The organism is Methylobacterium sp. J-067, from assembly GCF_022829465.1.
Lineage (GTDB): Bacteria > Pseudomonadota > Alphaproteobacteria > Rhizobiales > Beijerinckiaceae > Methylobacterium > Methylobacterium litchii.
The window spans coordinates 488605-510520 of the sequence record NZ_JAKSXZ010000146.1 but is presented as its reverse complement, the minus strand read 5'-3'; the positions used below and the strand labels follow the sequence as shown (position 1 = coordinate 510520).

Annotated in this window: 19 protein-coding genes; 15 read left to right on the top strand and 4 right to left on the bottom strand. The window is 71.0% G+C overall.

The window, feature by feature from the left end:
• Window position 1 precedes the first annotated feature (1 nt).
• From MKK52_RS25915 to MKK52_RS25900, 4 genes are all read left to right on the top strand, one after another.
• Window positions 2-1519 (top strand): efflux transporter outer membrane subunit, encoded by a 1518-nt coding sequence (locus MKK52_RS25915; protein ID WP_243959422.1) that lies wholly within the window; start codon window positions 2-4, stop codon window positions 1517-1519.
• Window positions 1520-1589: 70 nt separating this feature from the next.
• Window positions 1590-3113: a glucose-6-phosphate dehydrogenase gene (zwf, locus tag MKK52_RS25910; protein ID WP_243959421.1), complete on the top strand. Its 1524-nt coding sequence runs from the start codon at window positions 1590-1592 to the stop codon at window positions 3111-3113.
• 66 nt (window positions 3114-3179) lie between these two features.
• On the top strand, window positions 3180-3467 hold the full coding sequence (locus tag MKK52_RS25905; RefSeq protein ID WP_243959419.1) for a CopG family ribbon-helix-helix protein: 288 nt from the start codon (window positions 3180-3182) through the stop codon (window positions 3465-3467).
• Window positions 3464-3742, top strand: coding sequence for a type II toxin-antitoxin system RelE/ParE family toxin (locus tag MKK52_RS25900; protein ID WP_243959417.1), 279 nt, complete (start codon window positions 3464-3466; stop codon window positions 3740-3742). The genes MKK52_RS25905 and MKK52_RS25900 overlap by 4 nt, the downstream gene beginning before the upstream one ends.
• A gap of 6 nt (window positions 3743-3748) precedes the next feature.
• Here the strand turns inward: MKK52_RS25900 and rnhA are convergent, their stop codons facing one another.
• From rnhA to ispH, 3 genes are all read right to left on the bottom strand, one after another.
• Window positions 3749-4198, bottom strand: a complete 450-nt coding sequence (gene rnhA / locus MKK52_RS25895; RefSeq protein ID WP_243959415.1) for a ribonuclease HI — start codon at window positions 4196-4198, stop codon at window positions 3749-3751.
• Window positions 4195-5160 (bottom strand): homoserine kinase, encoded by a 966-nt coding sequence (gene thrB / locus MKK52_RS25890; RefSeq protein WP_243959413.1) that lies wholly within the window; start codon window positions 5158-5160, stop codon window positions 4195-4197. Before thrB ends, rnhA begins: the two co-directional genes overlap by 4 nt.
• 205 nt (window positions 5161-5365) lie before the next feature.
• On the bottom strand, window positions 5366-6373 hold the full coding sequence (ispH, locus tag MKK52_RS25885) for a 4-hydroxy-3-methylbut-2-enyl diphosphate reductase (RefSeq protein ID WP_243959410.1): 1008 nt from the start codon (window positions 6371-6373) through the stop codon (window positions 5366-5368).
• A gap of 407 nt (window positions 6374-6780) precedes the next feature.
• Here ispH and MKK52_RS25880 point away from each other — a divergent pair, with 407 nt between their 5' ends.
• From MKK52_RS25880 to MKK52_RS25835, 10 genes are all read left to right on the top strand, one after another.
• A complete protein-coding gene (locus MKK52_RS25880) occupies window positions 6781-8340 on the top strand; it encodes a formyl transferase (protein WP_243959408.1) in 1560 nt (519 codons plus the stop codon).
• Between the two features lie 87 nt (window positions 8341-8427).
• On the top strand, window positions 8428-10770 hold the full coding sequence (locus MKK52_RS25875) for an Orn/Lys/Arg decarboxylase N-terminal domain-containing protein (RefSeq protein WP_243959406.1): 2343 nt from the start codon (window positions 8428-8430) through the stop codon (window positions 10768-10770).
• Entirely contained in the window at window positions 10770-11360 is a 591-nt protein-coding gene (locus MKK52_RS25870; protein WP_243959404.1) for a GNAT family N-acetyltransferase, read from the top strand. Before MKK52_RS25875 ends, MKK52_RS25870 begins: the two co-directional genes overlap by 1 nt.
• Window positions 11361-11449: 89 nt before the next feature.
• Window positions 11450-13462, top strand: coding sequence for a monovalent cation:proton antiporter-2 (CPA2) family protein (locus MKK52_RS25865; RefSeq protein ID WP_243959402.1), 2013 nt, complete (start codon window positions 11450-11452; stop codon window positions 13460-13462).
• Entirely contained in the window at window positions 13455-14909 is a 1455-nt protein-coding gene (locus MKK52_RS25860; protein ID WP_243959400.1) for an MATE family efflux transporter, read from the top strand. The genes MKK52_RS25865 and MKK52_RS25860 overlap by 8 nt, the downstream gene beginning before the upstream one ends.
• A 43-nt stretch (window positions 14910-14952) precedes the next feature.
• Window positions 14953-15738 carry a DUF937 domain-containing protein gene (locus tag MKK52_RS25855; RefSeq protein WP_243959398.1) on the top strand — a complete coding sequence of 262 codons (786 nt, stop codon included), beginning with the start codon at window positions 14953-14955 and terminating at the stop codon, window positions 15736-15738.
• Between the two features lie 138 nt (window positions 15739-15876).
• Entirely contained in the window at window positions 15877-17181 is a 1305-nt protein-coding gene (gene glyA / locus MKK52_RS25850; protein ID WP_243959396.1) for a serine hydroxymethyltransferase, read from the top strand.
• Window positions 17182-17273: 92 nt separating this feature from the next.
• Entirely contained in the window at window positions 17274-17798 is a 525-nt protein-coding gene (nrdR, locus tag MKK52_RS25845; RefSeq protein ID WP_243959394.1) for a transcriptional regulator NrdR, read from the top strand.
• Window positions 17795-18895 carry a bifunctional diaminohydroxyphosphoribosylaminopyrimidine deaminase/5-amino-6-(5-phosphoribosylamino)uracil reductase RibD gene (gene ribD, locus MKK52_RS25840; RefSeq protein WP_313898779.1) on the top strand — a complete coding sequence of 367 codons (1101 nt, stop codon included), beginning with the start codon at window positions 17795-17797 and terminating at the stop codon, window positions 18893-18895. The genes nrdR and ribD overlap by 4 nt, the downstream gene beginning before the upstream one ends.
• Before the next feature lie 3 nt (window positions 18896-18898).
• The gene (locus MKK52_RS25835) at window positions 18899-19519 is read left to right on the top strand and encodes a riboflavin synthase (RefSeq protein ID WP_243959392.1); all 621 of its coding nucleotides are present in this window, start codon (window positions 18899-18901) and stop codon (window positions 19517-19519) included.
• 4 nt (window positions 19520-19523) lie between these two features.
• On the opposite strand, the gene MKK52_RS25830 is transcribed toward MKK52_RS25835, so the two are convergent.
• The gene (locus tag MKK52_RS25830; protein ID WP_243959390.1) at window positions 19524-19952 is read right to left on the bottom strand and encodes a PaaI family thioesterase; all 429 of its coding nucleotides are present in this window, start codon (window positions 19950-19952) and stop codon (window positions 19524-19526) included.
• Between the two features lie 231 nt (window positions 19953-20183).
• Here MKK52_RS25830 and MKK52_RS25825 point away from each other — a divergent pair, with 231 nt between their 5' ends.
• The gene (locus tag MKK52_RS25825; RefSeq protein ID WP_243959388.1) at window positions 20184-21914 is read left to right on the top strand and encodes a sensor domain-containing diguanylate cyclase; all 1731 of its coding nucleotides are present in this window, start codon (window positions 20184-20186) and stop codon (window positions 21912-21914) included.
• The last annotated feature ends 2 nt before the right edge of the window (window positions 21915-21916 follow it).

Here is a 21916-nt window from a genome sequence, read left to right as displayed (position 1 = left end):
GATGTCCGTGGTGTTGGCCGGTTCGCTGCGCGCCCTGTCGGGTGCCCTTCTCCTCGCGACGGCGCTCGCCGGCTGCGTGGTCGGGCCCGACTATTCCCGGCCCTCGGTGGAGACCCCTCTCGCCTACAAGCAGAGCGGCGTGCACGAGGACAGCCCCGGCTACGTCGCCGCCCGCAGGAGGGGCTGGCGCGAGGCGCGCCCCGCCGATTCCGTCGAGCGCGGCGACTGGTGGCGGGTGTTCCACGATGCCACCCTCGACCGGCTGATCCGCCTCGTGGACGTGGACAACCAGTCCCTCCGGCAGTCGGTGGCCAATTACCGGCAGGCCCGCGCGCTGGTCGCCTCGGCGCAGGCCGCGCTCTATCCCACGGTGATCGGCGCGCCCTCCATCACCCGCTCGCGCACGTCGGGCTTGGAGCGGACCAGCGTCTCGCTCCAGGGGCAGGCGAGCTGGGAGCTCGACCTGTTCGGCGGCACCCGCCGCAACATCGAGAGCGAGACGGCGCTGGCCCAGGCGGACGCCGCCACCATCGCGCTCACCCGCCTGTCGATCCAGGCCGAGGTCGCTGCGGACTACTTCTCGGTGCGCTACGCCGACGCCCTGCAGAAGGTGCTCGACGAGAACATCGAGAACTTCCGCAAGACCCTGAAGATCACCGAGAACCAGTACGCGGCGGGCGTCGCCGCGCGCTCGGACGTCATCACCGCGCAGACGCAGGTGCAGACGATCGAGGCGCAATCCATCGCGGTGCGCCTCACCCGCGTGCAGTTCGTGAACGCCATCGCCACGCTGATCGGGCGCCCGCCCTCCGAGGTGGCGATCGCCGTCGCGAGCCTGCCGCGCACTCCCCCGGAGGTGCCCGCCGGCATCCCCGCCGACCTGCTGGAGCGGCGCCCGGACGTCGCCCAGGCCGAACGCCTCGTGCAGGCGCAGAGCGAGCGGATCGGCGTGGCGGTGGCGGCCTTCTTCCCCACCGTGACGATTTCCGCCTCGGGGGGCATCTCGGGGCTGACGAGCAACGGCATCCTCTCCCCCGTCAACCAGGTCTGGGCGGTGACGGCGGCGGGCAGCGAGGTCCTGTTCGAGGGCGGCGCCCGCATCGCGGCCGTGCGCGCGGCCCAGGCGGGCTACGACGCGGCGGTGGCCAATTACCGGCAGGTGGTGCTCGCCGCCTTCGCCGAGGTCGAGACCCAGATGGCCGCCCAGCGCATCCTGCGCCAGCAGCAGCGCGCCCAGGACGCGGCGGTGGACTCCTCCCGCAAGGCGGTGGAGATCACGCTCAACGAGTACCGGGCCGGCACGCAGAACTTCACCACCGTGGTGACGGCGCAGGGGCTGCTCGTGAACAACGAGATCACCGCCCTGCAGGTGCTGCTGAACCGCTACACGGCGGCCGTGACCCTGATCCGCGGCCTCGGCGGCGGCTGGGACGCCCGCGCCCTGCCGAGCGATTCCGAGTTGAAGGGGCCGAGCCTTCCCATCGATTACGGCGGGCAGGCGGTGCGCCCCGATGAGTGAGGAACGCCCTTCGGCACGAGGGGTTGTCCCGCCGATTTCGTTGCGGTGCCGCAACCGAGAGGGATCGCAAATGCCCGAGACCACGCCCCTGAAGGACAAGGCCGCCTGCGGGACGAAGCCCGCTCCGCCCTGCACCCTGGTGATCTTCGGGGCAGGCGGCGACCTGACCAAGCGCCTGCTGATGCCCTCCCTCTACAACCTCGCGGGGGCGGGGCTGCTGCCGGAGGGCTTCTCGATCATCGGCGTGGACCATGGCGACGGCGATGACCAGAGCCTGCGCGACGGCCTCACCAAGACGATGGAGGAGTTCAGCAAGGACCCGTCCTCCGAGTTCCACGCCGCCAGCATCGACGCGAAGAGCTGGGGCTTCATCCGCGACCGGCTGCACTACCTGAAGGGCGACTTCGAGAAGCCCGAGACCTTCGAGGCCGTGAAGGCGAAGGTGCAGGGCAGCGCGGTGTTCTACTGCGCCGTGGCGGCACGGTTCTTCGGCACCATCGTCGACGGGCTCGGGCAGGCGGACCTGCTCCGCCAAGAGGGCGACAGCTTCCGCCGGGTGGTGATCGAGAAGCCGTTCGGCTCCGATCTCGCCTCGGCGCGGGACCTCAACGCCCGCATCCTGAAGCAGGGTGACGAGAGCCAGTTCTACCGGATCGACCACTTCCTGGGGAAGGACACGGTGCAGTCGATCATGGCCTTCCGCTTCGCCAACGGACTCCTAGAGCCGGTCTGGCGGCGGGAATACATCGACAGCGTGCAGATCACGGCGGCGGAGACGGTGGGCGTGGAGGAGCGCGGCGGCTTCTACGAGCCGACCGGCGCACTGCGGGACATGGTGCCCAACCACATGTTCCAGTTGCTCTGCATGGTCGGCATGGAGCCGCCGAACTCGTTCGACGCGGAAGCGGTGCGCACGGAGAAGGCCAAGCTCGCCGAGGCCGTGCAGCCGATCCCGGCGGAGGACGCGGTGCGGGGCCAGTACACGGCGGGCACCAGCGAGGGCCGTCAGGTGCCGGGCTACCGGGACGAGCCGCATGTCGCCAAGGATTCGGCGACCGAGACCTACATCGCCCTGAAGCTCCACATCGAGAACTGGCGCTGGGCGGGGGTGCCGTTCTACATCCGCACCGGCAAGCGGATGACCGGCCGGCGGACGGAGATCGCGGTGCTGTTCAAGCCCGCGCCGTTCAAGATGTTCGAGGAGACGCCGACCGACTCCTTGAGCCCGACGGTGATGCGCATCACCATCGACCCGGATCACGGGATCAGCACGGAATACAACGTGAAGGTGCCGGGGCCGGAGATGAGGATCGGCCGGGTGCGTACGGCGTTCAAGTACGACGACTTCTTCGCGAACACACCGAACGTGGGCTACGAGACCCTGCTCTACGATTGCATGATCGGCGACGCGACGCTGTTCCAGCGGGCCGACAACATCGAGGCGGGCTGGGCGGCGGTGGACCCGCTGCTCAAGGGCTGGCCGCAGGCGAACCCTGCCCCCTACGCCGCCGGCAGCGCCGGCCCGAAGGAGGCCGACGACCTGCTGGCCCGCGACGGCCGCCACTGGCTCAGAATCGACGGGACGACGGATTGAGGCTTCGTTCCACGAGCCCCGGCCAGCATGATATGATGACGGGATTCGAAGCCGGGAGCGGATGCCGTGGGCGAGGCCGTCGTCACATTCGAGGTCGATGAGACCCTTAGGGACGAGTTCGTCCGTGCCACGGCGGCGGACGACCGGTCGGACGCTCAGGTCTTGCGGGATCTCATGCGGGATTACGTTCAGCGTCAGCGCGAGGCTGCCGAGGACGATGCGTGGTTCCGCAATCAGGTCCGGGACGGGCTGGCTTCGGCCCGTGCCGGCCGGCTCATCCCCAGCGCCGAGGTCGAGGCGCATTTCGCCGCGAAACGTGAGGCGACGCGGCGACGGCTCGGCGGCACCGAATGAGGCATCTGTTCTGGACGCCTGAGGCGCTCCGGGACAGAGAAGCCATCTACGATCACGTCGAAGGTGATGACCCTCAGGCGGCGATCGCCCTCGATGGCCTCTTCGCGGAGCGTGCAGGAACGCTCGTGGCCCATCCCGGCATCGGACGGCTTGGCCGTGTTGGCGGCACACGCGAACTCGTGGTCCACCGCCGCTACATCCTTGTCTATGAGCAGGCGGACAATGCCGTGACCATTCTCCGTGTGCTGCATACCGCGCGGCGATGGCCCCCGTGAGAAACTCTACCGCCGCTTGAACGGCGCCATGGCCGCTACGGCCAGGGCGTCGACCCGGTTGTTCAACGGATCGCTCGCGTGGCCCTTCACCCAGTGCCACTCCACCTCGTGGCGCTCGCGGGCGGCATCGACGCGGCGCCAGAGGTCCTCGTTCTTCACCGGCTTCTTGTCGGCGGTGCGCCAGCCGCGCGCCTTCCAATTGTGGATCCAGGCGGTCACGCCTTGGCGCAGATACTGGGAGTCGGTGAACAGGTCGACCCGGCAGGGTCGCTTCAACGCCTCCAGGGCCTCGATGGCCGCGAGCAGTTCCATCCGGTTGTTGGTGGTGTGCGCCTCCCCGCCGGAGATCTCTTTGCGGGTCTCGCCGAAGATGAGGATCGCGCCCCAGCCCCCCGGCCCCGGATTCCCAGAGCAGGCGCCGTCCGTGTAGATCTTGACCTTGCCGTCCTCGCTCATGCCGCGCGCCCGTAATCGGCCGCGCTGGTGGCCTGCCGGTGGAAGGTGAGCCGCCGGTCGTACTCGCGTGGGTCCTTCGGCTTCACCAGCGCGCCCGGCGGCACGTTCAGCCAATCCACCAGACGGGTCAGCATGAAGCGCAGGGCTGCGCCCCGGCACAGGACGGGCAGCGCCTCGACCTCGGCGGCCTCCAGGGGACGCTCGGATTCGTAGCCGGCAATCATCGCCGTCGCCATGTCCCGGTGGAAGTGGCCCTGGGCATCGAAGCACCACGCGTTCAGGCAGACCGCGAGGTCGTAGGCGAAGGCGTCGGTGCAGGCGAAGTAGAAGTCGATCAGACCCGACAGGTCGTCGCCGATGAAGAACACGTTGTCCGTGAACAGGTCGGCATGGATCACGCCGCGCGGCAGATCCTTCGGCCAAGCGGCTTCCAGCACGGCGAGGTCGTCGCGGGTGCGCGCGGCGAGGCCGGGGGAGACGGAATCGGCCTGATCGCCGGCCTGCGCAAAGAGCGGGCGCCAGGAGGCGACGGAGAGGCTGTTCTCCCGCACCATCGGGAAGTCTCGGCCGGCCGCGTGCAGGCGGGCGAGCGCCACGCCGACCTCGCGGCAATGCTCCGGTCCCGGCGAGGACAGGGAGACGCCTTCGAGGAAGCTGACGAGGGCGGCAGGCCGCCCGCACAGGCGCCCGAGGGCGGTGCCGCTCCGGTCGCGGATCGGCTGCGGGCAGGCGAGGCCGCGGCTTGCCAGATGCTCCATCAGCCCGACGAAGAACGGCAGGTCCTCCTCCCGCACGCGCTTCTCGTAGAGGGTGAGGATGAACGACCCGCCGGTCGTGTGCAGGAAGTAGTTCGAGTTCTCGACCCCCTCCGCGATGCCCTTGCAGGAGAGCAGGGTGCCGATGTCGTAGGCCGCCAGGAACGCACTGAGCGCCGCGTCGGATACCTCGGTGTAGACGGCCACGTCGTGCGCTCGGGTTCGGGATCGGTCAGGAAGTCGGGGTCCCCCGACACACACCTCATCCTGAGGCGCCGCGCAAGCGGCCTCGAAGGAGGGATCCAGGGATCGCTGCGGATCCTGGAGCGCTCCTTCGAGGCCCGCGGGGCGCGGGCACCTCAGGATGAGGGCAAGGATGGAAAAGGGCCGCCGGCGGCGGCCCGGAGGCCGCCTACTCGGCAGCCTCGCTGCGCAATTCGCGCGGCAGGGGGAACACCATGTCCTCGACCACCGTCGAGACCGTATCCACCGTCACGTCGTAGCGGGCGGCGAAGGCGTCGATGATCTCTTCCACCAGCACCTCGGGGGCCGAGGCGCCGGCCGTGAGGCCGAGCTTGGTGATGCCCTCGAAGGCCGGCCAGTCGATCTCCTCGGCCCGGTTCAGGAGCCGGGTGATCGGGCAGCCAACGCGCTCGGCGACCTCGCGCAGGCGCTGCGAGTTCGAGGAGTTCGAGGAGCCGACGACGATCAGCGCGTCCACCAGCGGCGCCACGTGCTTCACCGCTTCCTGGCGGTTGGTCGTGGCGTAGCAGATGTCGTCCTTGTGCGGCCCGGTGATGGTCGGGAACTTCCGCTTCAGGGCCTCGACCACGTGGCGGGTGTCGTCCACCGAGAGGGTGGTCTGCGTCACCCAGGCGAGGTTGTCGGGATCGACCGGCGTCAGGGCCTCGATCTGGTCGACGTCCTCGACCAGGGTGATCGAGCCCTTGGGCAACTGGCCCATCGTGCCCACCACCTCCGGGTGCCCGGAATGGCCGACGAGCAGCACGTGGCGCCCGCGCTTGTGGTGGATCTCCGCCTCGCGGTGGACCTTCGTCACCAGCGGGCAGGTGGCGTCGATGGTGGTGAGCCCGCGCGAATCGGCGTTGGCCGGCACCGTCTTGGCGACGCCGTGGGCCGAGAAGATCACCGGGGCGTCCCCGTCCGGCACCTCGTCGAGCTCGCGCACGAACACGGCGCCCTTCCGCTTCAGACTCTCGACCACATACTTGTTGTGGACGATCTCGTGGCGGACGTAGACGGGCGGGCCGTGGATGGCGAGCGCCCGCTCGACCACGTCGATGGCGCGCACCACGCCGGCGCAGAAGCCGCGCGGGGCGCAGAGGAGGATGTCGAGCGGGGGCTTGGCCGCCTGGGTGGCGGCTTGGCCGGACGCGGGAGTTGTAGGTTCGGCGTTCATAGGATGGATGTGGCGAGGGCAGGGCTATCCTGTCAACGGTCATGGCTCGCGAACCGGGCAGGAACGCGGCCGGAGACGCGCCCTGTTACTGGTTTGCCGCGGCCTGTTCTGCCACGCCGTGCTTGGATAAACCGCCTGAATCGTCATCGGATTGGGCCAGTATCCCCGTTATCCCGGCAGTCTGCGCCCCCCGGCACCGTCCGCGTCCGGTGGACCGCGGCCAAGGAATACACAATAGTGTCATCGGACAGGACCGATGCGGCCGCAGAAGGTCTTGGCGAGCGCAAGTCTAGGCGGCCGGGACCGGTTGCGATGATTGGGAGAAGGCGTCCGGTTTCTCGCCGGTACGTGCAGAAGAAGAGGGCGGACCGCGTGTCCCGCCGCATCGCGTGTCGATGACGGCCGCCATGCCGCATGTCCTGGTCGCAGGGCCCCGTCCCGCGATCCCGGCCCGGCCGGCCCGCGCCGTGCGCGTGCGGCTCGACCGGGCCGCCCTGCGCGGCTGGCACCTGCGCTTGCTCGAACGCCTCGCCCAGCGGGAGGATTGCCGGCTCAGCATCGAGGCCGTCGAGGGCACGACGCCCATCCTGCCCGCCAACGCCGAATTGCTGTTCCGCCTGGAGGCGACGATCCACGGCCTGCCCCGGCCGGGGCTCTCCACCCCCGCCGCGCCCGTGGCGCTCGCGCCCTACGAGGCGGCGGAGGCGGGCGCGCCCGACCTCGTCATCGACCTCAGCGGCGACGGCCCGGCGGGCGAGGGCGGGGCGGTCTGGCGCCTCGACGTCGATGGCGTGCCGGGCGAGGCGGGGCTGCTCGCCTCGCTGTTCGCGGGGCGCATCCCCGTGGCGGCCCTGCGCGACGGACAGGGCGCGGCGGTGGCCGCCGGGCGGCTCGGCGCCGAGTCCCAGACGGTGATGCTCGTCGCCTTCGAGGATTACCTCGCCCGCACCATCACCCTCATCGAGGCGGCCCTCTCGGGGGGCGCCTCCCGCGACCTGCCGGAGGGGGCGCTGGCGCCCCTCGTCCCGGCGGGCGCCTTCGACATCGCCGGGTGGACCGTCCGGCGCCGGGCGGCGGAGAATCTCGGCCGGCGGATCGCCCGGCGGCTCTACGGCCTGTGCTTCCACGGGGAGCGCTGGCGGGTCGGCTGGCGCCGCACGCAGGGGCCGGACCTGATCGACCTGCGCCGCCACCCGCCCGGCGGCTGGACCGACCTGCCCGACGACGGGCGCCGCTTCTATGCCGACCCCGTCGCCATCGCCCGCAACGGGTCGGTGACGCTGTTCATGGAGGAGTTCGACTATAGCCGCGGCAAGGGGGTGATCTCGGCTTTGCGCTTCGGCCCGCGCGGGCCGGTCGGGCGACCGGAGCCGGTTCTGGAGCGCGACACGCACCTCTCCTACCCCTTCGTGTTCGAGGCGGGGGGCGAGGTCTGGATGATCCCCGAATCGAGCCGGTCGGCGACGATCGACCTGTACCGGGCGACGCAGTTCCCCGGCGGCTGGGCCCACGAGGCGGTGCTGGTCGAGGGCGTGGTCGCGAGCGACGCGACACTCCTGCGGCATGGCGGGCGCTGGTGGCTCTTCGCCACCGTGCGGGAGGGGGGCGGCTCGTTCTCCGATTCGCTGCATCTCTGGCACGCGGCGGACTTCCGAGGGCCGTGGACCGCCCATCCCCGCAACCCCGTCCTGATCGACGTGGCCTCGGCGCGGCCTGCCGGGCCCATCGTCCTGCGCGACGGGGCGCTGATCCGCCCGGTGCAGGATTGCCGGGGCGGCTACGGCGCGGCGCTCGGCCTCGCGCGGATCCTACGGCTCGACGAGGACGGCTATGCCCAGCGCGTCGAGGCGCGGCTCGCCGCCGGCTCCGATTGGCCGGGCTCGCGCATGCACATGTACAGCGCCGCCGGGGGATTGGAGTTCATCGACGGCTCCCGCCGCCCGCCGATGCGGCTTCGGAGGGGCTGAACGCCGCGTCGGACCGGTTTCGTCATCGAACGGTCACAGAGCGTCCGACAAGGCACGGGGCGAACTCTCCGCCAAAGGGGCCCCGGCATGGATTTCCACCGCCGCTTTACCGTTCTGATGTGCACCCCGGCCTTCGACCCGGACGATCTCGAGGGCGCGCGCGTCAACCAGATCGTGGCGGCGGTCGAGCAGCGGGGCTTCGAGGTCGTGCGCGCCCGGCGCGTCGAGGACGCGGCCATCGCCGTGCAGACCGACGCGGCGGTGGGCTGCCTCGTGGTCGATTGGGGCAAGCGCGGGCTCGACGGCAAGGCCGCCGCGCTCATCGACATGATGCGCCGACGCGGCCTCGAAATGCCCATCGTCATCATGGTCCGCCGTAAGCGCCTGGAAGACATCCCCGTCGAGTTGCTGGACTTCATCGACGGCTACATCTTCCTCGCGGAGGAGACGCCGGAATTCATCGCGCGCGGCCTCGTCAGCCGGGTGACGCAATATGCCGAGACGCTGAAGACCCCCTTCTTTGGCGCGCTGGTCGATTACGCGGAGAAGGGCAACCAGCTCTGGACCTGCCCCGGCCATAACGGCGGCATCTTCTACAACCGCTCGCCCATCGGCCGCATCTTCGTGGAGCATCTGGGCGAGGCGATCTTTCGCGACGACCTCGACAACTCGGTCCTCGACCTCGGCGACCTGCTGACCCACGAGGGCCCCGCCCTCAGGGCGCAGAAGGAGGCCGCCGCGATCTTCGGGGCGGAGAAGACCTACTTCGTCCTCAACGGCACCTCGGCCTCCAACAAGATCGTGCTCTCGTCCCTGGTGGCCGAGGACGACCTCGTCCTGTTCGACCGCAACAACCACAAGGCCGCCCATCACGGCGCCCTGTTCCTCGGCGGCGGCATCCCGATCTTTTTGGAGACCGACCGCAACGCCTTCGGTCTGATCGGCCCGATCTGCCATGAGGCCCTGGACGAAGGGCGGATTCGGGAAAAAATCCGCACCAACCCCCTCGTGACCGACCGGGAGGCGTGGCGCCGGGAGCGGCCGTTCCGGGTCGCGGTGATCGAACAATGCACCTACGACGGCACGATCTACGACGCGCGGATGATCGTGCAGAAGATCGGCCACCTCTGCGACTACATCCTGTTCGACGAGGCCTGGGCGGGCTTCATGAAGTTCCACCCTCTGTTCCAAGGCCGCTACGCCATGGGGCTGACCGGGCTCGACGAGACCTCGCCGGGCATCGTCGCCACGCAATCGACCCACAAGCAGCTCGCGAGCTTCAGCCAGGCCTCGCAGATCCACACCAAGGACAGCCACATCCGCGGCCAGACCCGCCGGGTGGAGCACAAGCGGCTCAACGAGAGCTTCCTCGTCCACGCCTCGACTTCGCCCTTCTACCCGCTCTTCGCCTCGCTCGATGTCGGCGCGCAGATGATGAAGGGCCGCTCGGGCATGATCCTGTGGGACGACACGATCCGGCTCGGCATCGAGTGGCGCAAGAAGGTCCGCGCCATCCGCCGCGAGTTCGAGGAGAACGAGGCCGACCCCGCACGCCGCTGGTTCTTCGACCCCTTCGTGCCCGACCGGGTGAACGGCCCGGACGGCGAGCAGACCTGGGAGAGCGTGCCGACAGACCAGCTCGCCTCCGATGCCCGCTTCTGGGAGCTGGCGCCCGGCGCCGCGTGGCACGGCTTCACCCATGTCGCGCCGGGCTACGCCATCACCGACCCGAACAAGCTGACGGTGCTGACCCCCGGCTTCGACCGGAAGACCGGCGCCTATGCCGAGCACGGCGTGCCCGCGCCCATCGTGGCGCAATACCTGCGTGAGAACCGGATCGTCGCCGAGAAGAACGATCTGAACTCGCTGCTCTTCCTGCTGACCCCGGGCGTCGAATCGTCCAAGGCCGGCACGCTGATCTCGGGGCTCGTCGCCTTCAAGCGGCTGCACGACGACAACGTGCTCCTGGAGGAGGCCATGCCGGAATTCGTGAAGCGCCGGCCGAACCGCTACCGGGGCGTGCGCCTGCGCGACCTCTGCGCGGACTTCCACACCTTCCACCGGGAGCACGGCACCTCCGCGCTCCAGCGCAAGCAGTTCATGCTGCAGCACCTGCCCGAGATGGTGATGCCCCCGAAGCGCGCCTCGCAGATGCTGACCCGCAACAAGGTCGATTACGTGCCCATCGCGGAAGCCGAGGGGCGGATCGCCACGACGCTGATGCTGGTCTACCCGCCGGGCATCGGCACGGTGCTGCCGGGCGAGCGCCTGGACGAGCGGGCCAAGCCCATGCTCGACTACTTCAAGATGTTCGAGGCCTCCGCCAACCTGTTCCCCGGCTTCGAGGCCGAGATCCAGGGCGTCTACCGCGAGGTCGATCCGGACGGGCGCATCCGCTTCCACACCTACGTCCTGCGCGAGGGCGCCTGATGGGGCCGGGCGAGCCCTGCCCGGAGATCGTGATCCGGCCGTCCTCCGATGCGGACGTGGCGGCGATGATCGCGATCTACGAGCACCACATCGCCAAGGGGGTCGGGGATGCGGGCGACTTCGAGGAGGAGCGCCTGCTGCCCGACGACCTGAAGCGCCGCCGCAAGACCATGCGCAAGAAGCGCCTGCCGCATCTCGTGGCGGAACGGAACGGGGAGGTGGCGGGCTATGCCTACGCCGTCCCGTTCCGCAAGCGCCCCGCCTATCGCTACACGCTGAAGCACTCGATCTACGTGCATCACGCCCACCTGAACGCGGGCATCGGCCGGCGCCTGCTGCCGGCGCTGATCGAGGCCTGCGCGGCGGGGGGCTACCGGCAGATGATCGGCTACATCGACGCCGCCAACGAGGCGAGCCTGCGGCTGCACGAGACCTGCGGCTTCCGCCGCGTCGGCTACCTGCCCTTCGTCGGCTACAAGTACGGCCGGTGGACCGACAGCGTGATGGTGCAATGCGCGCTGGGCACCGGCGCGGAGGACCAGCCGCAGCCGCGGGTGGTGGCGCCCGTGCCACCCCAGGGCGGCGTCTAGCGTGTCGAACGGCACGCGGCCACGCTCGCTTCCCCCGGCCGGCCGCGTTAAGCGATGACACCCTTCTCTGAAGTCTCCTTCGGAACGGCATGGCGACCCCCGCCGAACACGCGAGCTTTCTGCCCCCGGTCCTGACCTTCCTGGCCGCGGCCGTCGTCGGCGTGCCGGTGTTCCGCTGGCTCGGGCAGAGCGCCGTGCTCGGCTATCTCGTGGCGGGCGTGCTGATCGGGCCCTCCGGCCTGTCGCTCATCGCCGAGCCGGAGACCGCCGCCAGCGTCGCCGAGATCGGCGTGGTGCTGCTGCTGTTCATCGTCGGGCTCGAACTGCACCTGTCGCAGCTCGTCTCCATGCGGCGGGACATCTTCGGTCTCGGCGCGGCGCAGCTCGTGCTGTGTTCCCTCGTGCTCGGCGGCGCGGGCGTCCTTGCCGGCCAGCCCCTCGGGGCGGCGGCGGTGGTGGGCATCGCGCTCGCCCTCTCCGCCACGGCGGTGGCGCTGCAACTCCTGGAGGAGCGGGGCGACCTCGGCAGCCCCTATGGCTCGCGCGCCTTCGCGGTGCTGCTGTTCCAGGATCTCAGCGTCGTCGGCATCCTCGCGCTGATGCCACTCGCGGCCTCGGCCGGGCATGGGACGGGCGGGCCGTGGCTCGGCGAGGCGGCCCTTTCCACGGGGCGGGTGCTGGCGGCCATCGCCGCCGCCGTGCTCGTGGGGCGCTACGGCCTGAACCCGTTCTTCCGCCTGCTCGCGGCAAGCGGCGCCCGCGAGGTGATGACGGCGGCGGCCCTCCTCGTGGTGCTCGGCACGGCGATGCTGATGGAGAAGGTCGGCCTCTCCATGGCCATGGGCGCCTTCCTCGCCGGCATCCTGCTCGCCGAGTCGAACTTCCGCCACCAGCTGGAAGCCGACATCGAGCCGTTCCGCGGGATGCTGCTTGGCCTGTTCTTCATGAGCGTCGGCATGTCCATCGACGGCGGCCTCGTGAAGACCGTCTGGCCCGCCCTGTTCGGCGCGACCTTCGCGGCAATCCTCGTGAAGGTCGCCCTCGTCGCAGGGCTGTTCCGGCTGTTCGGCTCGGATACGCTGAGTGCGCTGCGCGGCGCGGCGGTGCTGGCGCCGGCCGGCGAATTCGCCTTCGTGCTCCTGCCGCAGGCGGCCGACCTCGGCCTCACCGGCCCCACCGCGACGCGCTTCGCCGTGGCGCTGGCGGCGCTGACCATGCTGATCGGGCCGATCATGGCCAAGGGCCTCGACCGGCTGATCGACGCCCGGCTCTCGCGGGAGGCGCAGGCGGCGGCGGAGGACTCCCCCACCGAACTCACCGAGGGCGCCGCCGACGCGCGGGTGCTGGTGATCGGCTTCGGCCGGTTCGGGCAGATCCTGACCCAGGTGCTGCTCGCGGAGGGCGTGCCCGTCACCGTCATCGACAAGGACGTGGCGCAGCTGCGCGCGGCCACGCGCTTCGGCTTCCGCATCTATTACGGCGACGGCACCCGCCTCGACGTGCTGCGCGCGGCCGGCATCGGCAAGGCCGAACTCGTCTGCATCTGCGTGGACGACCGCGAGGCGGCGCTGAAGATCGTGGACATCGTCCACGAGGAATTCGTCTCGGTGCGGACCTTCGTGCGCGCCTACGACCGCCTGCACGCGGTCGAGCTGATGAACCGCGACGTCGATTACCAGATCCGCGAGACCTCCGAATCGGCCCTGGCCTTCGGCTGGGCGGCGCTCGAAGGGCTCGGCCTCTCCGCCGAGGCCGCCGCCGCGCGGGCCGAGGACGTGCGCAAGCGCGACATCGCCCGCCTCGTGCTGCAACAGGCCGGCGCCCTGCCCGAGGGCGCGACCTGGCTCGGCGGCACCGAAGCGGGGGAGGTCCGGCCCGAGCCGCTGACCCAGCCCGTGCGCCCCGCCCGCGCCCTCAACGCGCAGACCCGCGATCTCCTCGGCCAGGACCGGCGGGATGCCGCCGAGCGCGTTCTCGCCAAGCCCGTCGCCGAACCAAACGAGCCCGACGAGGTTCAGGACGAAGCCCAGGACGACCGTCACGACGACGAGGGCCTGGGCGAACCTGAACTCGAGACGGAAGGCGGCCGACGCGATGGCTGACGGACTGCCCGTGCCCAGGGGCGCGGGCCATTCGGAGCAGGGGCGCTTCGTCGCCGGCTCGATCATGCGCCACGTCCTCGTCATGAGCGCCACCGGCTCGGTGGGGCTGATGGCGATCTTCGTCGTGGACCTGATGTCCCTCCTCTACGTCTCGCGCCTGGGAGACCCGGCCCTGACGGCGGCGGTGGGCCTCGCCTCCGTGGTGCAGTTCTTCGCCACCGCCGTGAACATCGGCCTGATGATCGCCGCCGGCGCGCAGGTCGGGCGGGCGCTCGGCGCGGGCGACCGGGCCCTCGCGCGGCGGCTCGCGGCCTCCTCCATGACCATCGGCGTGCTGGTCTCGGGGCTGCTCGCGGCCCTGATGCTGCCCTTCGCGGGCCAGCTCCTCGGCCTCGTCGGCGCAAAGGGCGAGGCGCTGCGCGTCGCCCACCTGTTCCTCACGATCACCCTGCCGTCGAACGTGCTCCTCGGCCTCGGCATGCTGTTCACCGGCCTGCTGCGGGCGCAGGGCGACGCGCTGCGGGCCATGTGGGTGACGCTCGGCGGGGCCATCGTCACCGCCTTCCTCGATCCGCTGCTGATCTTCGGGGCCGGGCTCGGCGTCGAGGGCGCGGCGATCACCGTCTGCGTCGCCCGCGCGACCTTCGTCGTCATCGGCTGGCGGGCACTCGCCCGCCACGGCCTGCTGCGGCGGCCCCGCGTGGCGGAGGTCGTCGCCGACGCCCCCGGCATGGCGACCATCGCCGGGCCGGCGGTGCTGACCAACCTCGCCCCCTCGGTGGCGAGCGCCTTCCTGACGCATCTCTTCGCCGGCTACGGGTCGGATGCCATCGCGGCGGCGGCGGTGATCGACCGGCTGACGCCCGTGGCCTTCGGCGGGCTCTTCGCCCTGTCGGGGGCCATCGGGCCGATCCTGGCGCAGAACTGGGGGGCGTCCCGCTTCGACCGGATGGGCGAGACCCTGCACTCCTGTGTGAAGGCGACGCTGGTCTACGCCGCCACCGTGTGGCTGCTGCTCATCGCCCTGCGCTGGCCGCTGGCCGGGCTGTTCGGGCTGAAGGGCGACGCGGCGGAGCTGTTCGCGTTCTTCTGCCTCGTCGGCGGGGCGATCTGGTTCTTCAACGGGCTGCTCTTCCTGGGGAACGCGGCCTTCAACAATCTCGGCTTCCCCCTGCGCTCGTCGCTCCTCAACTGGGGCCGGGCGACGCTCGGCACCGTGCCGCCGGCCTATCTCGGCAGCGCCCTGTTCGGCACGCGCGGCATCGTGGCGGGGATGGGCATCGGCTCCCTCGTGTTCGGCGTGGCCGGGCTCCTCCTCGCCCGCCGCACGGTCGCCCGCCTCGCCGAACGGTCGAATACCGCACGCGCCGGCGCGGGATCGACAGGGATTGTCACCGGGGAACTGGCGTTTCCGCCCGGGGCGGGTCACGATACCCCGCACAGATGAGCGGACCCGACGGGCCGCAGGGCCGTGCGGACACCGAGGACCCATGTTCACTCCCCTCGATATGGTCCAGGCCGCCGGCGGACCCGAGATGCAGGCGATGGCGCGGCAATTCGGCCTGACGGTCGAGCAGACCCAGCGTGCCTTCGAGGCGCTGATGCCGGCCCTGACCCTCGGCCTCCAGCGCGGCGCCGGCCTCGACCCGACGGGCTTCGCGCGGATGTTCTCCGCGCCGGAGACGGCCCGCACCGCGATGCCGCTGGGCCTCGACGCCCTAGGCCAGATGTTCGGGTCCGCGCAATTGATGCAGGCGGTGCTGCAGCAGGCTTCCACCGCGAGCGGCGTGGGGTCGCAGGTGCTGCGGCAGATGCTCCCGATGATGGCCGGCGCCGTGGTGGCGAGCATCGTCCATGTCCTACTCAACCAGCCTCAGGCGGAGGCGTCCCGCAAGCCGGCGCCCGCCGCCGCGGCGACGCCCGCGCCGATGGCCTTCGTGTCCCTGTGGTCGGACATGGCCCGCGCCTTCATGACGCCCCCGGCCGCCGCCCCCGCGCCGACGCCCCCGCCGCCGCCGAGGCCCGCCCCGCAGGTGGAGGCGCCCCGCCCGCCGCAGGGCGAGAGCCCCGGCGCCGACGTCATCAGCCAGATGCTGCGCACCGGCGCGGAGGTTCAGGAACAGAATCTCAAGGCGATGCAGCAATTGTTCGAGGCGTTCTGGCCCGCCGCGGGTCAGGCGCCGGAGGAGGCCGCCCCCGGCCCGATCCCCGGCGCGAGCCCCCGTGAAAAGCCGGCGTCGCGGCCCCGCCGGGGACGGCCCGGCGAGGGCAGCTGAGGCCCCGTTTTCAATTTTTCTCAGCCGTTCCGAAAAATGCCTGCGCTTGGCCTCACCCGGCCCGGCGTGTAGGACTCCTGTGAGAAACGCCGCCCGGCCGCGCCACGGCCCGGCACCCAATCAGAACAGAGGCACGCCATGAGCGCCGGGACCGCCGCAGACAAGCACTTCTCGAACAGCTTCTTCGCCGCCCCGCTGACGGAGGCCGATCCCGAGATCGCCCGCGCCGTCGAGCAGGAACTCGGCCGGCAGCAGCACGAGATCGAGCTGATCGCGTCCGAGAACATCGTGTCCCGCGCGGTGCTGGAAGCGCAGGGGTCGGTGCTCACCAACAAGTACGCCGAGGGCTATCCGGGCCGTCGCTACTACGGTGGCTGCCAGTTCGTGGACATCGCCGAAGACCTCGCCATCGAGCGCGCCAAGCGCCTGTTCGATTGCGGCTTCGCCAACGTGCAGCCGAACTCGGGCTCCCAGGCCAACCAGGGCGTGTTCCTCGCCCTCATGCAGCCGGGCGACACCTTCCTCGGCCTCGATCTCGCGGCCGGCGGCCACCTGACGCACGGCGCCCCGCCGAACGTCTCCGGCAAGTGGTTCAAGCCGGTCTCCTACACCGTGCGCCGGGAAGACCAGCGCATCGACATGGAGCAGGTCGCCCAGCTCGCGCAGGAGCACAAGCCGAAGGTGATCATCGCCGGCGGCTCGGGCTACCCGCGCCATTGGGACTTCGCCAAGTTCCGTGAGATCGCCGATTCCGTCGGCGCCTACTTCATGGTCGATGCCGCCCACTTCGCCGGGCTCATCGCGGCCGGCGTGCATCCGTCGCCGTTCCCGCACGCCCACGTCGTCACCACGACGACCCACAAGACCCTGCGCGGCCCGCGCGGCGGCATGATCCTCACGAACGATGAGGCGCTGGCCAAGAAGTTCAACTCGGCGATCTTCCCTGGCCTCCAGGGCGGCCCGCTGATGCACGTCATCGCCGGCAAGGCCGTGGCCTTCGGCGAGGCGCTGAAGCCCGAGTTCAAGATCTACGCCCGTCAGGTGGTGGAGAACGCCAAGGCGCTCGCCGACACGCTGATGTCCGGCGGCTACGACATCACCTCCGGCGGCACCGACAACCACCTGATGCTGGTCGATCTGCAGCGGAAGGGCCTCACCGGCAAGGCGGCGGAAGCCGCGCTGTCGCGGGCGCACATCACCTGCAACAAGAACGGCGTGCCCTTCGACACGCAGAAGCCGACGATCACGTCGGGCATCCGCCTCGGCACCCCGGCCGGCACCTCGCGCGGCTTCGGCGTCGCCGAGTTCAAGCAGATCGGCGGCTTCATCGTGGAAGTGCTGGACGGTCTCGCCGCCAAGGGCGAAGCCGGTGACAGCGCCGTCGAGGAGAGCGTGAAGCAGAAGGTCCACGCCCTCACCGACCGCTTCCCGATCTACGGCTGACCTTTCCGGTTCAGCGCCCCTGCGCTACGAGACGGCCGCGGATCACCCCGATCCGCGGCCGTCTTCGTTTTTACCCTGAGAGAACCCGCCCGATGCGGTGCCCCTATTGCGGCGGGTCCGACACGCAGGTGAAGGACTCGCGCCCCTCCGAGGATGGCGCCGCCATCCGCCGCCGCCGGGTCTGCCCGGATTGCGGAGGGCGCTTCACCACCTTCGAGCGGGTGCAGCTACGCGAACTCACCGTGATGAAGCGCTCCGGCAAGCGGGTGCCCTTCGACCGGGACAAGCTCCAGCGCTCCATCGACGTGGCCCTGCGCAAGCGCGCCGTCGAGCCGGAGCGGATCGAACGACTCGTCAGCGGCATCACCCGCCAGTTGGAGAGCGCGGGCGAGGCCGAGGTCGCCTCGGAGGCGATCGGCGAACTGGTGATGGCCGGGCTCAAGGGCCTCGACGACGTCGCCTACGTGCGCTTCGCCTCGGTCTACAAGAATTTTCGCGAGGCCAAGGACTTCGAGGACCTGCTCGGCACCCTCGGCAGCACCCTGGTGCCCGCCCTCGAGCCGGAGCCCGAACCGGAGGCGAAGCCCGCGCCCCGCCGACGGGGCCCGAAGCCGTGAGCCGCGACGCCAACGTCATGCGCCTCGCCCTGGCGCTCGGGCGCCGGAACCTCGGGCGGACATGGCCGAACCCCGCCGTGGGGGCGGTGGTGGTCGCGCCGGAGACCGGCACGATCCTGTCCGCCGCCGTCACGGCGCCGGGCGGGCGCCCCCATGCCGAGACGCAGGCGCTGGCCCTGGCCGGCGCGGCGGCGCGGGGGGCCACCCTCTACGTCACGCTGGAGCCCTGCTCCCATCACGGCCGCACGCCGCCCTGCTCGGAGGCGATCATCGCCGCCGGGATCGGGCGGGTGGTAAGCGCCCTCGAAGATCCGGATCCCCGGGTCGCCGGGCGCGGCCACGGCCTCTTGCGCGCGGCGGGCATCGTCGTCGAGACCGGCCTGTGCCGGGAGGACGCGGCCCGCGACCATCGCGGCCACGTCACCCGCGTCACCCTTGGGCGGCCGATGCTGCATCTGAAGCTCGCCCGCACCCGCGACGGGTTCGCCGCCGGAGCCGGCACCGAGCGGCTGCGCATCACCGGGCCGGTGGCGGATGGGGCGGTGCACCTGTGGCGCGCCCATGCCGACGCCATCCTCGTCGGGATCGGCACGGCGCGGGCGGACGACCCCTCCCTCACCGTGCGCCTGCCGGGGCTCGCCGCGCGCTCGCCCCTGCGGATCGTGCTCGATTCGGACCTGCGCCTCTCCCCTGCGAGCGTGCTGGCCCGCACCGCGCGGGACGTGCCGGTGCTCGTCCTCACCACCCGCTCCGCGCCGGTCCATGCCCGCCGTGCCCTCGAATCGCTCGGCGTCGAGGTCCTGCCCGTCGCCACGGGCGCGGAGGGGCGGATCGACCTGCCGGCGGCCTTGGCCGTCCTCGGCGAGCGTGGCCTCACCCGTCTGTGCAGCGAGGGCGGCCCCCGCCTTGCGGAGGCGCTGGCTCAGGCCGATCTCATCGATGCGGTGACCTTGCTCACCGGCCCGGATACGGCCGGGCCGGAGGGCGGGCTGCCCGCCATCGGCCCCGTCCTGGCCAGCCGGATCGCCGCCTTCGCCACGGCCGAGGATCTCCTCCTCGGGCAGGACCGGGCCGTCACCTACGAACGGAGCGTCTGAGACATGTTCACGGGTCTCGTCAGCGATGTCGGCACGGTCCTCTCGGTGTCGGGCGAGGGCGACCTGCGCCGCATCGCCATCCGCTGCGCCTACGATCCGGCGGGGATCGCGCTCGGCGCCTCCATCGCCTGTTCCGGCCCCTGCCTCACGGCGGTCTCCATCGCGCCGGCCGAGGGCGGGGCGGTGTTCGAGGTCGATGCGGCGGCCGAGACCCTGGCGCGCACGAATGTCGGGGCCTGGGCGCCGGGCCGGCGGATCAACCTCGAACGCTCCCTCAAGATCGGCGACGAGCTCGGCGGCCATCTCGTCACCGGCCACGTGGACGGGCTCGCGGAGATCGTCGCCCGCGACACGGTGACGGACGGGGCTTGGGGCCCGAGCGAGCGCTTCACCCTGCGCGCCCCCCCGGCGCTCGCGAAGTTCATCGCCGAGAAGGGCTCGGTCTGCCTCGACGGCACGTCGCTCACCGTGAACACCGTCGATGGCGACCTGTTCTCGGTGCTCCTGATTCCCCACACCCTTCAGGTCACCACCTGGGGCGAGCGGACGAAAGGCGACGCCGTGAACCTCGAAGTGGATCTCATCGCCCGCTACGCCGCCCGGCTCTCCGAGGCGCGGGCCTGATTCCCTAGCGCGGCGGAATCGAGTAGGTGCCTGTGGCGTGGCAGACCACGTCCGGGTGGCCGACGGCCGTGATCGCGACCTCGCCCATGGCTAGGCGCCGCCCGAGCTTCATCAGCCGGCATTCGGCCTGAAGGTCGCCGGAGGCGGGCTTGCGCAGGAAGTTAAACGTGAGGTTGGTTGTCACCGCTAGCGCGACAGGGCCGATATTGGCGAGGATCGCCGCGTAGAGGGCGTAATCGGCCAGCGCCATCATCGCCGGGCCCGAGACCGTCGCGCCCGGTCGGAGGAAGCGTTCGTGCGCTTCGAGCCGCATCCGCGCCGTGAGCGGTCCCACCGCTTCCAGATGATAGGCCCGCCCGCCGGCCTGCATCTGCGGAAATTCGCTGTCGAGGAAGGCCTGCGTTTCCGCGAGGCTCATGATCGTGCCGCTCATGCAAGTCTTGCAGCATGAGTGGCCGCGCGGCGCAATCGTGGCCGGCACACTATCCTCACCCGGATGACAGCCGCGCGGAAATGACAGCCTTCGATTGTTTTCAGCCTCGCCTCGCGAGCATTCACCGGCTCGACTTCATCTATCGTTGTGTTGTCTGCGCTAAAAACGGTCGCTGAGCCCCGGATGCTCCCGCCCTGTCCGGGCGGGTGGTCCGGGCCCTCCCGGACTGGCATGGCGGCGACGATCAGAATCCAGCATCTTCAGTGGGTCGTGGGGGCGGTGGCAGCGTTCGGCTGCACGGCCCTCGGCGGCACCCTTGTCGCGTCCAACCTCACCGAGTTGAGCCGGGTGGGGCGGGCGGTGGAGGATGCGTCGCGCTTCGGCCTCGTCATGGCCGCCACCGACATGATTTCTGCCGAGCGCGGCCCCGCCAACGCGGCGATGGACCCGCTCGGGCCCTCCACCGAGGAGAGCCTGCGCCGCCTCACCGCCATCCGCGCCGCCACCGACGCGCGCCTCGCGGAGGCCCGGGCCGCCGCCGGGCCGGACGCGGCGGCGTTCGAGCCCGTCGCACGCCTCCTCGCCGAGGGCCGGGCCAAGGTCGATGCCATCTGTGCCAGGGCGCCGGAGGAGCGCTCCGGTCCCACGATCTCGGCGGCGATCCGAGCCATGTTCGCCGTCGCGGACGAGGCGGCGACGCTCCGCAGCGAGTTCGGCCGGCGGCTCCTGCGCCACGCGCCGGAAGTCGGCGCCGAGGTGCTGCTGCAGGCGGAGGCCAGCACCCTGCGCGAGCAGGCTGGGCGGCTCGGCTCTTACGCGGTGATGATGCTGACGGGCGGCCTGCCCAGCGACGAGGCCCGCCTCGAAGTCACGCGCACCCGCAGCACGCTCCGGCATCTGTGGCTGAACCTCGCCACGTTCGGGAAGAACCACGCCGACGATCCCGCCATCGGCGAGGCGCTGGAGCGGGTGAAGACGGAATTCTTCGCCGGCAGCCTGCCCATGGCGATGGATGTGTTCGCGGAGCCGACCCTGAGGGGCAGCGCCGCCGAGTTCACCCGTCGCTACGTGCCGGGCCTCGCCGCCCCCACCGAATTGAAGGACCGTCTCGGCGCGCTCACTCTGCGCCGGATCGAGAAGGCCCGCGAATCGGCCATCGGGGCGACCCTCGCCTCGGCCGGCATCACCGCCTCGGTGGTCCTGGCCCTGCTCTGGCTCGGCCTCACCTTCCGCAATCGCCTGTTCCGGCCGCTCGCCGCCATGCGCGAGGAGATCCTCGCCCTGTCGGTTGGGCGGCTGGAGGAGCCCGCGCCGAGGGCGCCCTGCGGCCCGGAGGTGGACGGCATGTTCGCCGGGCTCGCCGTGCTGCGCGGGGAATTGCGGCGCAAGGTCGTGCTCGAACGGGCGCGGCGGCGCATGAACCGCAACCTCAAGGTCCTCGCTCAGACCGACTCGCTGACGAGCCTCCTCAACCGGCGCGCGGTGTCGGATCAGGCCCCGGCGATGATCGAGCAGGCCGCCCGGTCGGGGCTGCCCGTCACCGCGATCCTCGTGGACATCGACCATTTCAAGATGGTCAACGACCGCTACGGCCATGCCGGCGGCGATGCCGTGCTGCGGCGGGTGGCGATGGCGTTGAAATCCGTCGCGCGGCCGGGCGACCTCCTCGCCCGCTACGGCGGCGAGGAGTTCCTGATCCTCGCCGCCGGCCTCGACGAGGCGGCGGGGCTGGAGATGGCGGAGCGGATGCGGATCCGCCTCGCCGCACCGGATGCGCGGCAGGGCGGGCCCCCCGTCACCGGCAGCTTCGGCGTCGCCTGCCGCGAACCGGATTGCGCCCGCGACTGGGAGGCCCTGGTCGCCCGCGCCGACACGGCCCTGTACCGGGCCAAGCGCCTGGGCCGGAACCGCGTCTGCACCGAGGCGCCCGCCGCCGCGCTCGTCCACGCGCAGCGGGCGTGAGG

Excerpts from the sequence above, each read along its gene's own strand:
- MKK52_RS25915 (WP_243959422.1), top strand. The coding sequence starts at position 2 with ATGTCCGTGGTGTTGGCCGGTTCGCTGCGCGCCCTGTCGGGTGCCCTT.
- zwf (WP_243959421.1), top strand. The coding sequence starts at position 1,590 with ATGCCCGAGACCACGCCCCTGAAGGACAAGGCCGCCTGCGGGACGAAG.
- MKK52_RS25900 (WP_243959417.1), top strand. The coding sequence starts at position 3,464 with ATGAGGCATCTGTTCTGGACGCCTGAGGCGCTCCGGGACAGAGAAGCC.
- rnhA (WP_243959415.1), bottom strand. The coding sequence starts at position 4,198 with ATGAGCGAGGACGGCAAGGTCAAGATCTACACGGACGGCGCCTGCTCT.
- ispH (WP_243959410.1), bottom strand. The coding sequence starts at position 6,373 with ATGAACGCCGAACCTACAACTCCCGCGTCCGGCCAAGCCGCCACCCAG.
- MKK52_RS25880 (WP_243959408.1), top strand. The coding sequence starts at position 6,781 with ATGCCGCATGTCCTGGTCGCAGGGCCCCGTCCCGCGATCCCGGCCCGG.
- MKK52_RS25875 (WP_243959406.1), top strand. The coding sequence starts at position 8,428 with ATGGATTTCCACCGCCGCTTTACCGTTCTGATGTGCACCCCGGCCTTC.
- MKK52_RS25870 (WP_243959404.1), top strand. The coding sequence starts at position 10,770 with ATGGGGCCGGGCGAGCCCTGCCCGGAGATCGTGATCCGGCCGTCCTCC.
- MKK52_RS25865 (WP_243959402.1), top strand. The coding sequence starts at position 11,450 with ATGGCGACCCCCGCCGAACACGCGAGCTTTCTGCCCCCGGTCCTGACC.
- MKK52_RS25860 (WP_243959400.1), top strand. The coding sequence starts at position 13,455 with ATGGCTGACGGACTGCCCGTGCCCAGGGGCGCGGGCCATTCGGAGCAG.
- MKK52_RS25855 (WP_243959398.1), top strand. The coding sequence starts at position 14,953 with ATGTTCACTCCCCTCGATATGGTCCAGGCCGCCGGCGGACCCGAGATG.
- glyA (WP_243959396.1), top strand. The coding sequence starts at position 15,877 with ATGAGCGCCGGGACCGCCGCAGACAAGCACTTCTCGAACAGCTTCTTC.
- nrdR (WP_243959394.1), top strand. The coding sequence starts at position 17,274 with ATGCGGTGCCCCTATTGCGGCGGGTCCGACACGCAGGTGAAGGACTCG.
- MKK52_RS25835 (WP_243959392.1), top strand. The coding sequence starts at position 18,899 with ATGTTCACGGGTCTCGTCAGCGATGTCGGCACGGTCCTCTCGGTGTCG.
- MKK52_RS25830 (WP_243959390.1), bottom strand. The coding sequence starts at position 19,952 with ATGAGCGGCACGATCATGAGCCTCGCGGAAACGCAGGCCTTCCTCGAC.
- MKK52_RS25825 (WP_243959388.1), top strand. The coding sequence starts at position 20,184 with ATGGCGGCGACGATCAGAATCCAGCATCTTCAGTGGGTCGTGGGGGCG.